The following is a 12,423-nucleotide window of genomic DNA, read 5'->3' as shown; positions in this document are numbered from 1 at the left end:
ATTTTTGGAGATATAAAAAACCGGGCTAAACAGCCCGGTTTTTTGAAATTCGATGAACGAATTAGATATCAGAAAGGTCGATACCTAAACGTGCAGCAACTTCTTCATAGGCTTCAACAACACCGCCTAAACCTTGACGGAAACGGTCTTTGTCGAGTTTTTTCTTGGTGTCTTTGTCCCATAGACGGCAACCGTCTGGAGAGAATTCATCACCCAGTACGATACGGTCGTGGAATACACCGAATTCAAGTTTGAAGTCTACAAGTAACATGTTACCTGCATCGAACAAGCCTTTAAGCACTTCGTTCACTTTGTAAGTGAGTTCTTTCATTTGTGCCAATTGTTCAGCAGTTGCCCAACCTAAAGCAATCGCTTGAGATTCATTCACCATTGGATCGCCAAGCGCATCATCTTTGAAGAACAATTCGAAAGTAGGTGGAACCAGTTCTTTACCTTCTTCTACGCCTAAACGACGGCATAAAGAACCGGCAGCATAGTTACGGATTACACATTCAACTGGAACCATTTTCAATTTTTTCACTAAAACTTCAGTTGGAGAAAGAAGTTTTTCAAAGTGAGTTTCAATGCCAGCTGCAGCCAATTTTTCCATGATGAAGGCGTTAAAACGGTTGTTCACCTTGCCTTTACGATCCAGCTGTTCGATTTTTTCGCCGTTAAATGCAGAAGCATCGTCACGGAAAACTAGGATAAGGTGATCTGCACTATCTGTTTCATAAACAGATTTCGCTTTACCAGTATAGAGCAAGGTTTGTTTCAACATGGGGGAACCTTTTTCAAAAAAAAATGCCTAGTACGACTAGGCTGGCCAATTTTGGTAAATCTGGGTTAACAGTTCTGCAGCTTTTTCTTGGTCTGCAAAGCTGTTATCGGCATTGAATACAGCTAAGTTGTTACTTGTGCCTACAGAGGTCAGTCTTAATACATAAATTTGCTGATCAATCTTAATGGTTACTTCGTAACGATTTTTACTTTGACCAACAATGCTATGGTTGAGGCTACTGAGGGTGGCAAGTGTGTACTGCCAAATTGTAGCAGAATTTCCGTCTATTTTGAGCAGTGGATTTTGGTTTCCATCACGAACCAGCTGTGGACGACCGATATTTGTGCTGTCTTGTTGAGCATCGGCAGCGCTATTGCTTTGCGCCTTGTCGGGACGGGGTAGAGCAAAGCGGTTACCGTGCTTGTTTTCAAGCTTGGGTGCATGCTCAATCGCCAGCGGGTCAATGGTTGGGGCTGGATACAACGGCGTTGCCGGTCGAACCATTGAACCTTCCGGATATTTCACAGGTTCAAGGGTTGTTGTATTTTTATAGTCCAGTGAACCATTGCTGATTCCCATGGAACTACAACCCGCTAAACTGAATGCCGAAAGTGCAAGGGTTAAACCGAAACGTAATTGCATAATGTTGTGCTCTTTATTTAATGACACCCGCAGCGCTGAGTGCTTCACGCAACGGGGTACGATATTGTTCTGCAAGAGGAGTTAATGGTAAGCGAATACCGGTACCAATTAAGCCCATTTCATGGAGTGCCCATTTCACAGGAATTGGGTTAGATTCACAAAATAAAATATTGTGTAAATTTGCAACTTTATTATTTAAAGCTTCAGCACCTTCTGCATCACCTGCGAGTGCTGCAGCACAGATCAGGCTCATTTCCTTCGGTGCGACATTGGCAGTGACAGAAATGTTGCCTTTAGCGCCAAGTCCCATTAATTGATATGCAGTCGCATCATCGCCAGAATAAACAGTCATGTCTTTGCCGGCTAATCCTTCGATGAGTTCTTTCCCACGCGCTACATCCCCAGTGGCATCTTTAATACCGACAATTTGCGGAATATCGGCCAGACGGATCACGGTTTCGTTAAGCATGTCCACGCCGGTACGTCCTGGGACGTTATACAGAATTTGAGGCAAATCAACAGCTTCAGCAATCGCTTTGTAGTGCTGATATAAACCTTCCTGTGTAGGCTTGTTGTAATAAGGCGTAACCAGTAATGCGGCATCTGCACCGAGCTCTTTTGCTTCTCTGGTGAGCTCAATGGCTTCATGAGTCGAGTTTGCACCGGTACCGGCAATAATAGGAATGCGTTTGTTGGCTACACGGATGATTTCTTTAATCACGCGGGTATGTTCAGCCATGCTTAGAGTCGATGCTTCACCTGTGGTCCCTACAGCCACAATACTGTTGGTGCCTTGTTCTATATGCCACTCAACCAGCTTTTCTAGACCCTTCCAATCTACGCTGCCATCTTCAAACATCGGGGTGACGATTGCGACAATTGAACCTTGAATGATCTGTGCTTGCTGAGTCATTTTAAAAAATTATCCTATTTGGCCATCCAACTGGGGTAGAAAAACAGAGATGTGGATGGTTACGTATTTTGATTTATAGCAAATTCAAGCCAATTGAATAATGCTTATGCAAATTATGAACGAACAAGCGGTGAAGAACAATATGCTTTAGTCAAACCATCTAAAAACTTTATGAAAAGCAAGTGAAAAACAGCACAAATATAACCAGGGTAATTTTTTTAAAAGGATGTGTCCTGAAATTCTAATCTGTTTTTAATCCTTTAAGATCAATTTTTTGACTGTGAAAATGCTTACTTTGATTTTAAAAAACTGCGCTGGGCCCAATCAACTCAATAATTCCGGGTAAAAACATCAGAATTTAAGATTTAATAAGAATCAGTATAGACTTTAAAGCTATATGAACCAGACAGTTAATCTATCAAAATGATCATTAAAAACTAGAAGAATAATTAATAAAAACTATTACTCCATTTTGACTTTTTTCGCACAGGATGATTTTTAGAATCGAATTTATCAAGATCATGTGAATTTTTCTTGTACGGATTAAGCGGATTAAGTGTTTTTGCGACTATGTGTATTTGGTACTGAAAAACTTTAAATATCCAGTATTTTTGTTAATAAACTGTAAATTATTCAACTTATTGGTAGTTAATTATGCTGCCAGTCTCATAGATGATTGCGACTTTATTATGAACAACGCTGATTGAAACAAGGATATTCCAATGGAAAAATCAGATAACAAGCACGCGGTCATCACAGTAGCGATCTGTTTTCTGATCGCGGTGATCGAGGGCCTGGATATTCAGGCCGCAGGTATTGCAGCCGCGGGTATTCGTGAGCATTTTGGTCTTGACAGCTCGCAATTGGGTGTGTTTTTCAGTGCAGGGATTTTAGGCTTACTGCCTGGTGCACTGGTCGGCGGTCGATTTGCAGATCGTATTGGTCGTAAGAAAGTCCTGATCTGGTCGACAGCAGTGTTTGCCGCATTTACTTTATGTACAGTTTGGGTAAACAGCTTTAACACGTTGCTGGCTGTGCGTTTCCTGGCGGGTGCCGGTCTGGGTGGTGCCATGCCAATTCTGATCACGCTGGCTTCTGAAGCTGTATCGCCAAAAAACCGTGGTCGTGCCGTGGGCCTGATGTACTGTGGTATGCCGGTCGGTGCTGCGATTCTGTCGTTAATTGCCGCAACTGAATTCGGTGCCAACTGGAAGAATGTATTCTACCTGGGCGGTTTATTACCGATTTTCGTGATTCCACTGATGATGCTGTTCCTGCCTGAGTCGAAAGAATACCTGAAAGTACAGAACAAAACTGCAGCTGAACTTGCCGCTGCTCCACAAGGTTCATTCAAGGATCTGTTTAACTCGAATAACCTGTTACGTACCCTGTGCATCTGGGTCAGCTACTTCTTCACGCTGATGGTGGTTTACATCATGCTGAGCTGGTTACCATCATTGTTTATGGAGCTGGGCTTCACCCGCAAAGACGGTTCAACTGCACAGTTCTACTTTATGGTTACTGCAACGATTGGTACTGTAATTTTGGGTATGTTGACCGACCGCTGGAAAAAAGCCTACGTGATTGTGTTGATGTACGGTGGTATTTTGGCAGGCCTATTGGCATTGAACGGTGCAAGCTCGCTGAGCCAGATGTATATGGCTGCAGCATTGGCAGGTGCCTTCGTGATTGGCTGTCAGGGTGTACTGTATGCTTTCGGTAGTATCGTGTATCCGACCGAAGTACGTGGTACCGGTGTAGGTGTTGCTTCTGCAGTAGGCCGTATCGGTGCAATGCTTGGCCCTGTGATTGCAGGTCAGTTACTGACTGCAGGTTTCGGTGCAGCAGGCGTTATTACTGCAGCGATTCCATGTATCATTATCTCTGCAGTATGTATGCTGATCCTGGTGAACCGCACCAAGGTGTAATACTGAAAAGATTAAAAAAGCCTGCATTTGCAGGCTTTTTTAATGCTCAGAATTTAAAAAATCATCATGGTATTGATAGGGGGAATTTTCTGTTTTTGCTTATCATTTGCGATGAAATCAAAGCGATTTCCTAATTTATTATGCATTGCAAAATAATACAGATATGGAACTGATTCCAAGATTAATCCGAATGAACAGTCATTCTATTTTTATCGGCAGCGCTAAAAATCCTCTACTATTTTGCGCTATGCTTGGGCGTAAATTGATATTTCAAGGGATGAAAATAATGCAGAATGCGGCTTTGATTGTGGTGGATGTGCAACGAGGATTTACGCCGGGAGGCAATTTGGCTGTGGCCAATGCTGATCAGATTATTCCGAACATCAACCAGTTGGGGCTGCATTTTGACAATATTGTGATTACCCAGGATTGGCATCCAGAAAATCACATTTCCTTTGCCGAGAATCATTCTGGTAAAACACCTTTTGAGATGATTCAGCTAGATTATGGCTCGCAAGTCCTGTGGCCAAGTCATTGTGTGCAAGGCACTGCTGATGCAGAACTTCATCCGGATCTGCATTTACCGACTGCCCAACTGGTCATCCGTAAGGGTGCACATGCCCATATCGACAGCTATTCAGCTTTTCTGGAAGCAGATCAAAAAACCACAACCGGTTTGGCTGGCTATTTAAAAGAACGTGGCATTGATACGGTTTTTATTGTCGGCATTGCCACAGATTTTTGTGTGGCCTGGACCGCAATAGATGCCTGTAAACTGGGCTTTAAAAGCTATGTGATTTCCGATGCCACCAAGGGCATCGATTTACACGGTTCACTGCAACATGCCTGGCAAGATATGCTCGCTGCAGGGGTCAAGCGTATTTTGATGAAGGATATCGTTCAACGCCATATCTCCTGAAAAAACAGGATCAAGCTGAATAAAGTTGCTGTTTTGCTGAATAGATATGGTACAACCTGCTCTCCAGATCAGAACAGCATAAATATTGGATGTATTGTATGTCTGCTTTTTTGCGCTTTACCCAATTTATTCAGAAAACATTTGCCCTTTGGGTAGTAATATTTGCCGCTATTGCTTTAATTTTCCCGGAAGCCTTTGTCTGGCTTAAAGCCTATATTACCTGGATGCTGGGAATCATCATGTTTGGTATGGGCATGACCATGACCGTGGATGATTTTAAAGGGGTAGTGCAAAGTCCCAAAGCCGTGGGGATTGGTGTGGTCGCACAATTTGCGCTGATGCCGGGACTGGCCTATGTGTTGTGCAAGCTGTTTCAGTTGCCCCCTGAAATTGCCATTGGGGTAATTCTGGTCGGCTGTTGCCCGGGCGGCACAGCATCCAATGTGATTACCTATATGGCCAAAGGCAATACCGCGTTATCGGTTGCCTGTACTTCGGTTTCGACTCTTTTAGCGCCAGTATTAACACCGGCAATTTTTTATTTTCTGGCCAGCCAGTGGATTGAAATTAATGCCCTGTCGATGCTGGGTTCGATTCTTCAGGTGGTGCTGTTTCCAATCATTCTGGGCTTAATTGTTCGGGCTGTCCTGAAATCAAAAGTGGACTCTTATATTCAGGTGATGCCATTCATTTCAGTGCTGGCGATTGTGGCCATTGTGGCGGCCATTATTGCAGGAAGTAAGACACAAATTTTGCAATCTGGTTTATTGATTCTGGGCGTGGTGGCCCTACACAATGGTTTGGGTTACTTATTGGGTTTTTGGGCAAGCCGTTTGTTTAAATTACCCTATGCAGACTGTAAAGCAGTTGCGGTAGAAGTCGGCATGCAAAACTCGGGTCTAGGCGTGGCTTTGGCTGCAGTGCATTTTGCTGCCTCACCACTTACTGCCGTACCGAGTGCCATTTTTAGTTTATGGCATAATATTTCGGGTCCTGCATTAGCGAGTTATTGGGCAAGCAGGACAGATAAAATAGAAGAATGATCAAGATATCTCTGTTGAGCACAGTTGTACTTCAGCACAGAATCCTAGAGATAAAAAAACCGAGCAGTTCAGCTCGGTTTTTTTATACCTTAAGTTTAAGAGGCCTTGGATTGTTTGGCTTTTAAGATTTCGGTTCTAAAGGTTTGTGCCAGTTCCGCCACTTCGCTGTCCATCCCGTTCATCATAAAGGCATGACGGGTCAGTACATTGGTTGGATTCGGCAGGCTAACCAGCTGGTAACAATCCGAGATTTGCTTGAGCAACTCATTCGGTAAGTGAATAGCACTTTCCTTGGCAGTCAATTGTTGTACCAGACGTTCTGCTGCCTGGACAGGGCTGAGCTGCATGGCCTCAACGTGGCTGGAAATGGCACTGCGGGTCTGCAACACAAAACGTTTTTCTTCACGATAACGTTTGTACAGCACATCGGACAAGAGCTGGAACACGGTACTGATCATCACCAGGCAAGGCACTGCATTTGGTGTTTCTACCGTCATGCTAATGGTTGCGCCGTGTTCATCAAATTTATGCACCGTGGTGATGTCTGAACTGTTTAACTTGTAGTGTTGCACACAGAGTTCAGTGGTTTTATTCAGGAAAATCTGACATAGATTGAAATAGGGGATGGAAACGGTTTTATTGACCGAATCCATCAGCTGTTTAGGGTCATAAAATTGGATATTTAAGGCAATACACTTGTCATCCAGTACCACAGGTTTCGATTCTTTGATTTTAGCTTTGGCCTGAGCATTGTTCTGTGCCTGGGCAATCGCGACTGCGGCATTGTGCTGTTCTTGTTCCAAAGCCTGAGTCAGGGTTTGAATTTCATGTTTGAGGCGTGATTCATTATTGATACGTGCCAGATATTCGGTACGGCTTGGACGGGCAATGGCACGGTAAGCCAACCATAACAAGCCATGAATCAGCAGCGATAATAAAATGGCCAGCCATTGGGTACGTAAAATTTCTCCAATACTGGGTTGAATCAGGGTAATTTCAATACTGCCCACTTTCTTTTCATTTTGCAGTGCTTCACGAACAAACACTTCACCTTGGCGTGTTTTGGTTAAACCGCCTGTTGCCAGTACCTGATTGTTCGCATCCAAAATACGGATAGAAGCCACACTCGGGTTGGTGGCATAACGGTCGGCCAGTAAAGCCAATGACACCGTATTGGCCGGTTCCAGCTCGGACAGGCTGTCTGTGACCAGTTGTGAGGTCATCAGCTGTCCCTGACTGGCGCGGTTAGCATTCAGCTGATGCGTCGTCGCAAGTACCAGTAAAAAGGTGTGAAAAGCAAAACTTACAATCAGTAGGCTAGCAAATAGCCCTTGTCTAGGCGCATTCAACGTAAACTTCCAAGGCATTTATGTTCAAATTCGATTATGATTCTAGCAATAGTTGTAGCTCAGATCCGAGTCAATTCATGCGAGAAATCATTCTTATATCATTTTTGGGACCCGACCAGCCTAATCAATTTACACGATTAATGCAGGTATTGTCCGTACATTCGTTACAAATTTTGGACGTTGGACAAGCCGTCATCCACAACCAACTGACTTTAGGTATTGTTGTTTCGTCAGATGACCAAACTGCTACAGCATTAGCCATGAAGGAGATTCTGATTCTAGCACATGATATTGGCTTAACAGTGCGCTTTAAACCAATCTCTACATCAGAATATGATCAATGGGTGAGTGAAGGTGGGCAGACCCGTTATATCGTGACGGCACTGGCACCTGAATTGACCGCCTCACATTTGCAGGCCGTGACCCAGATCGTCTCTAACCAGGGTTTTAATATTGAAACCGTGACCCGTTTGTCGGGCCGCCCGGAACTCAATGGCACAGTTGAAGGACCAAAACGCTCTTGCGTACAATTTGGCCTCAAAGGACAAATGCTCGATGCCACTGCCATGCGTGCCGCCTGCTTGCGTTTATCCAGTGAACTGAGTGTCGATGTGGCGGTTCAGGAAGATAATGCTTACCGTCGTAATCGCCGTCTGGTCTGCTTCGATATGGACTCGACCCTGATTGAACAGGAAGTGATTGATGAGTTGGCCATTGAAGCCGGTGTCGGTGAGCAAGTGGCTGAAATCACTGAACGTGCCATGCAAGGTGAACTGGACTTCCAGCAAAGTTTCCGCGCCCGTGTCGCTTTGCTCAAAGGTATGGATGCCTCTGTTTTACCTAAAATTGCCGAGCGTCTGACCGTGACTGAAGGGGCAGAGCGCCTGATTTCAACCTTGAAAGCGTTGGGCTATAGAACTGCAATTCTTTCCGGTGGTTTCCAGTATTTTGCCGAATACCTGCAAGAAAAATTGGGGATTGATGAAGTCCATGCCAATATTCTGGATGTGGAAGATGGCGTGGTCACAGGTGAAGTCAAGGGTCATATTGTGGATGGCGCTCGCAAAGCCTTGTTGCTGCGTGAATTGGCAGACAAAATGGATATTTCACTGGAACAGGCCATTGCCGTGGGTGATGGTGCCAATGACTTGCCAATGCTGTCGATTGCCGGTTTAGGGGTGGCTTTTCGCGCCAAACCTCTGGTTCGCCAGAATGCCAATCAGGCGATTTCAAGTGTGGGTCTGGATGGGGTGTTATATCTTCTAGGTGTACATGATAAAGACCTGAGCCGTGCCTAATGGTTCAGTCTAACGGTGGATGTTATTGACAAAACGCGACATTGATGTCGCGTTTTTTTGTGGTCAAAATAGTGAAATTACGATGAACGGTTGGCTGAAATTGCCGATCAAAACACCAATCTATCCATTGGTAAAAAATATTTTTTTAATGCTTTTAATGCATTATTTTTTTGTAATGACACGGCAAGTCCGAGCCCATCTTATTTCCAGAAAAAGTTAAAAATAAAAAAATGTAATGACAAAATAATATTGCGACAAGGTATGTCGCTTGCTGAAAATACAAGACTTTTTTTCTTAAAAAAACTCCGCATAATGCTTGCATAGAAATTGATATAAATATATTTCAGCATTTATTCACGCTATCGGGGATTTGATTTAGACCCATATAAAAGTGTCAACATCCTTTATAGGACGGAGGTTTTTATGGTTACAGCGAATTTAGCAACCATCATAGGCTTAAGCTTGATTGCCGCTGCTTTGATAGCTGTTTTCTTCTCGCCTTATCGTCGTTTGTTAAGCTTTATGTTTGCAGGTATGCTGTTTTGGGGCTTGATTGAAGCCATTCGCTTTAGTACTCAACTGGCGTTTGATTTACCGATGGGATACAGTTACCTGACGGCGTTAATGTCGGTCATGGGAATTTTAACCCTGCTGTTAATCCGCGAAGATCGTCGTGCAGAACGCGCTTTAGCCAAACGTCGCTATATTGAACATACACCAGTCTATGATGATGAGCAGCAACACTACTCAAGCCGTTAATTTGAAAAACTGATAATCAATAAAAAAAGATGTGCTGCGGCACATCTTTTTTTATTGATTATTGTTATACAAAGCCTTACTTCAAAAAACCCAAGTTATGGTAGGATAAGTCGTCAATTTTCCAACAATTACAATAGGCTTAAATGTCATGAAACTATCTTCGATTCCTGTCGTAAAATTACCACTGGTCGATGTAAGCACGGATCCGCTTGATTTGTTAGTTGCGGGCTTAGCTTTGCGTATGAAACAGTTGGCGCGTACCAGTCCAAAATTTATTGAACTGGTTCATGAACGTCAATTCCGTATCCAAATTGGCACTGATCTGGGCTTTGCACGTCAAATTATTGTAAATAATGGGCAAATTGACACAGTAGCAGGCGATGCAGAAAAAGCGGACTTCATTTTGCAGTTCGCAGACAGTGAACAGGGCGTAAAAACCTTAATGAAAGGTGATCCAAGCGCGTTCATGACTGGCATGCAAAATGGCACGATTAAAATGGAAGGCGATTTTGGCCTTTTGGTCTGGTTTAACAAGGTTGCCAAACTGATTCCACCAAAACTACCTAAACCGGTAGAAGAAAAAGTGAAACTGGTACGTTCATTCATTCGTGAAAAGACTGGTAAATAAGATTTTATATCTTTCGTTCTCCTCCTTTTAAAAAGGTGGGAATCCTCAGAATATATTCTGAGTTCGCAAGAGGGAAGGATTAAAACAAAAAAGCCCTCAATCGAGGGCTTTTTTGTGATGGCAATATTGTCGCCTTATTCAACTTCCAGATTAAACGTCACCGGGCCATCATTGACCAGATGCACTTTCATGTCGGCGGCAAAAATACCTGTTTGCACATTTTCAAATTGAGATTTTGCATAGTCGACCAAGGCTTCATATAAAGCTTTTGCCTCACCCGGTGGCATGGCTGGACCAAAGTCCGGACGCAAGCCTTTTTGCGTTTGTGCCATCAATGTAAATTGCGACACTAGTAATACTCCACCACCGGCCTGAGCCACATTCCAGCCCATTTTTCCCTGTTCATCATCAAAAAAACGGTATTTCAATATCTTGTCGATCAGCTTTTTGCCTTTTTCCAGATTGTCTTCTTTAGCTAATCCCAGAAAAACCAAAATGCCTTTTTCAATTTGTCCGGTGGTTTCACCATCCACCACAACCTTTGCTTCTAGAACCCGTTGCAATAATGCACGCATAACTTAACCAATTTAAATCTTCAATTTATCCGCAGCATTGTAGCAAACAGGCAGAAATTTAAGCTTTAAAATACACACAATATCTCAACAGAATCATCAGGTTTGGTTAAAGATATTTTGCTCTATCTTTGCATGAATAAACCCAAGCAGACTTTAACGAAACTGGATATGAAGATGCAAATGTGAGAGTCATGACCCACAGCCGCTCATAGGAAATGAAATATGACTCTATGGCTGAATAAGAAGGAGGTTTAGCCCTTACTCTATTGCGTTGACGGGTCCAGCTGTACGCAAAACTAGCAATATCAAGATAAAAAGTGTGTTTTAATGCAGTCAGCACAGCGAAATTTCATTAGATATGGCCCCAATCATTCAATCTTTGCTTGATACCGACTTGTACAAATTCACCATGCTACAGGTGGTATTGCATAAATTTCCTCAAACGCACAGTGTTTATCATTTTCGTTGCCGTAATTTAGAGGATACCGTTTATCCACTGACGGATATTCTGGATGATTTGAATCAGCAACTTGACTATTTATGCCAGCTTAAGTTTAAAGAAGATGAGCTGCTCTATCTTCGCAGTTTACGTTTTATCAAAAGTGACTTTGTTGATTATCTGGAACTGTTCCAGCTGAAACGTCGTTTTATTAAAGCCAGCATTGATGAACAAGGCCGTCTGGACATCTGGATTGAAGGCCCGATGGTTCAGGCCATGATGTTTGAGATTTTTGTTCTGGCCATTGTCAATGAACTGTATTTCATGCGTATTCGCAGTGATGAAGTTTTGGCAGAAGGTGAACGCTGTTTGCAAGCCAAAGTCGAACTGTTAAAGCATTATGAAAAAGAACTGAAGCCTCATGAACCACCATTTCTGGTGTCTGATTTTGGTACGCGTCGTCGTTATAGCTTTGCATGGCAAAAGCATGTGATTGAGGTATTTAACCAAGCCTCACCGAATATTTTCCGTGGTACCAGCAATGTGTTGATTGCGAAAGAATTGGGAATTACTCCGATCGGAACCATGGCACATGAGTTTTTACAGGCCTTTCAGGCTCTTGATGTGCGTTTACGCGATTTTCAGAAAGCGGCACTGGAAACCTGGGTGCAGGAATATCGTGGTGATTTAGGGATTGCCCTGACCGATGTGGTAGGAATGGATGCGTTCTTGCGTGACTTCGATTTGTATTTTGCCAAATTGTTTGACGGTCTGCGTCATGACAGTGGGGATCCCTATGCATGGGGTGATAAAGCTTATGCGCACTATAAGAAATTAAAAATTGACAGTAAAACCAAGATGCTGACCTTTAGTGACGGTCTGAATCTGGAAAAAGCCTGGAGCCTGCATCAATACTTTAAAGACCGTTTTCAGGTCAGCTTTGGTATAGGCACTAATTTAACCAATGACTTGGGACAAACCCCACTCAATATTGTGTTAAAACTGGTGGAATGCAATGGTCAATCGGTAGCAAAAATTTCCGACAGTCCAGGCAAAACCATGACCGATAATGATACCTTCCTGGCCTATTTACGTCAGGTATTTAATCTCAGCGAAACAGAATAATCATGATGGCTATAGCTGATTTTT

The 12,423-nt window shown here is 43.2% G+C and carries 13 protein-coding genes; 8 read left to right on the top strand and 5 right to left on the bottom strand.

Annotated elements, in window-relative coordinates; all coding sequences use genetic code 11:
* Nucleotides 1-61: 61 nt before the first annotated feature.
* From purC to dapA, 3 genes are read right to left on the bottom strand one after another with little or no spacing between them, the layout of a single operon-like run.
* Nucleotides 62-781, bottom strand: coding sequence for a phosphoribosylaminoimidazolesuccinocarboxamide synthase (gene purC / locus FTT83_RS06980; RefSeq protein WP_086196580.1), 720 nt, complete (start codon nt 779-781; stop codon nt 62-64).
* 36 nt (nt 782-817) lie between these two features.
* Nucleotides 818-1,423, bottom strand: a complete 606-nt coding sequence (locus tag FTT83_RS06975; RefSeq protein WP_180043150.1) for a lipoprotein-34 precursor (NlpB) — start codon at nt 1,421-1,423, stop codon at nt 818-820.
* 13 nt (nt 1,424-1,436) lie between these two features.
* On the bottom strand, nt 1,437-2,336 hold the full coding sequence (gene dapA / locus FTT83_RS06970; protein ID WP_086196578.1) for a 4-hydroxy-tetrahydrodipicolinate synthase: 900 nt from the start codon (nt 2,334-2,336) through the stop codon (nt 1,437-1,439).
* A gap of 722 nt (nt 2,337-3,058) precedes the next feature.
* Between dapA and mhpT the strand changes: the two genes are divergently transcribed.
* From mhpT to FTT83_RS06955, 3 genes are all read left to right on the top strand, one after another.
* On the top strand, nt 3,059-4,264 hold the full coding sequence (mhpT, locus tag FTT83_RS06965) for a 3-(3-hydroxy-phenyl)propionate transporter MhpT (protein ID WP_180043151.1): 1,206 nt from the start codon (nt 3,059-3,061) through the stop codon (nt 4,262-4,264).
* A 283-nt stretch (nt 4,265-4,547) separates the two neighbouring features.
* Complete coding sequence (gene pncA / locus FTT83_RS06960; protein WP_180043173.1) at nt 4,548-5,183, top strand: bifunctional nicotinamidase/pyrazinamidase; 636 nt, start codon at nt 4,548-4,550, stop codon at nt 5,181-5,183.
* A gap of 98 nt (nt 5,184-5,281) precedes the next feature.
* Complete coding sequence (locus FTT83_RS06955) at nt 5,282-6,226, top strand: bile acid:sodium symporter family protein (RefSeq protein WP_180174296.1); 945 nt, start codon at nt 5,282-5,284, stop codon at nt 6,224-6,226.
* Between the two features lie 95 nt (nt 6,227-6,321).
* Here FTT83_RS06955 and FTT83_RS06950 read toward each other — a convergent pair whose 3' ends face one another.
* The gene (locus tag FTT83_RS06950; protein WP_180174324.1) at nt 6,322-7,575 is read right to left on the bottom strand and encodes a hypothetical protein; all 1,254 of its coding nucleotides are present in this window, start codon (nt 7,573-7,575) and stop codon (nt 6,322-6,324) included.
* A 77-nt stretch (nt 7,576-7,652) separates the two neighbouring features.
* Here FTT83_RS06950 and serB point away from each other — a divergent pair, with 77 nt between their 5' ends.
* The 4 genes from serB (at nt 7,653) to FTT83_RS06930 (ending at nt 10,260) form a co-directional block, all read left to right on the top strand.
* Entirely contained in the window at nt 7,653-8,873 is a 1,221-nt protein-coding gene (gene serB, locus FTT83_RS06945) for a phosphoserine phosphatase SerB (RefSeq protein WP_180174297.1), read from the top strand.
* Between the two features lie 90 nt (nt 8,874-8,963).
* Nucleotides 8,964-9,197: a hypothetical protein gene (locus FTT83_RS06940; protein ID WP_180176470.1), complete on the top strand. Its 234-nt coding sequence runs from the start codon at nt 8,964-8,966 to the stop codon at nt 9,195-9,197.
* 99 nt (nt 9,198-9,296) lie between these two features.
* Nucleotides 9,297-9,632 (top strand): AciT family ciprofloxacin tolerance protein, encoded by a 336-nt coding sequence (aciT, locus tag FTT83_RS06935; RefSeq protein WP_086196574.1) that lies wholly within the window; start codon nt 9,297-9,299, stop codon nt 9,630-9,632.
* A 148-nt stretch (nt 9,633-9,780) separates the two neighbouring features.
* Nucleotides 9,781-10,260 carry an SCP2 sterol-binding domain-containing protein gene (locus FTT83_RS06930; protein WP_180174298.1) on the top strand — a complete coding sequence of 160 codons (480 nt, stop codon included), beginning with the start codon at nt 9,781-9,783 and terminating at the stop codon, nt 10,258-10,260.
* A gap of 134 nt (nt 10,261-10,394) precedes the next feature.
* Here the strand turns inward: FTT83_RS06930 and dtd are convergent, their stop codons facing one another.
* Entirely contained in the window at nt 10,395-10,835 is a 441-nt protein-coding gene (gene dtd, locus FTT83_RS06925) for a D-aminoacyl-tRNA deacylase (RefSeq protein ID WP_180174299.1), read from the bottom strand.
* Nucleotides 10,836-11,193: 358 nt separating this feature from the next.
* On the opposite strand from dtd, the gene pncB reads away from it, so the two are divergent.
* Nucleotides 11,194-12,399, top strand: coding sequence for a nicotinate phosphoribosyltransferase (gene pncB / locus FTT83_RS06920; RefSeq protein ID WP_180174300.1), 1,206 nt, complete (start codon nt 11,194-11,196; stop codon nt 12,397-12,399).
* The last annotated feature ends 24 nt before the right edge of the window (nt 12,400-12,423 follow it).

Origin of the sequence: Acinetobacter sp. YH01018 (assembly GCF_013420295.1) — a bacterium.
Classification (GTDB): domain Bacteria; phylum Pseudomonadota; class Gammaproteobacteria; order Pseudomonadales; family Moraxellaceae; genus Acinetobacter.
The sequence above is the reverse complement of the archived record's forward strand: the minus strand, read 5'-3'. Positions and strand labels throughout refer to the sequence as shown.

Coding starts and splice junctions, on each gene's coding strand:
- serB (WP_180174297.1), top strand. CDS start 7,653: ATGCGAGAAATCATTCTTATATCATTTTTGGGACCCGACCAGCCTAAT.
- aciT (WP_086196574.1), top strand. CDS start 9,297: ATGGTTACAGCGAATTTAGCAACCATCATAGGCTTAAGCTTGATTGCC.
- pncB (WP_180174300.1), top strand. CDS start 11,194: ATGGCCCCAATCATTCAATCTTTGCTTGATACCGACTTGTACAAATTC.
- FTT83_RS06930 (WP_180174298.1), top strand. CDS start 9,781: ATGAAACTATCTTCGATTCCTGTCGTAAAATTACCACTGGTCGATGTA.
- mhpT (WP_180043151.1), top strand. CDS start 3,059: ATGGAAAAATCAGATAACAAGCACGCGGTCATCACAGTAGCGATCTGT.
- dapA (WP_086196578.1), bottom strand. CDS start 2,336: ATGACTCAGCAAGCACAGATCATTCAAGGTTCAATTGTCGCAATCGTC.
- dtd (WP_180174299.1), bottom strand. CDS start 10,835: ATGCGTGCATTATTGCAACGGGTTCTAGAAGCAAAGGTTGTGGTGGAT.
- purC (WP_086196580.1), bottom strand. CDS start 781: ATGTTGAAACAAACCTTGCTCTATACTGGTAAAGCGAAATCTGTTTAT.
- FTT83_RS06975 (WP_180043150.1), bottom strand. CDS start 1,423: ATGCAATTACGTTTCGGTTTAACCCTTGCACTTTCGGCATTCAGTTTA.
- FTT83_RS06955 (WP_180174296.1), top strand. CDS start 5,282: ATGTCTGCTTTTTTGCGCTTTACCCAATTTATTCAGAAAACATTTGCC.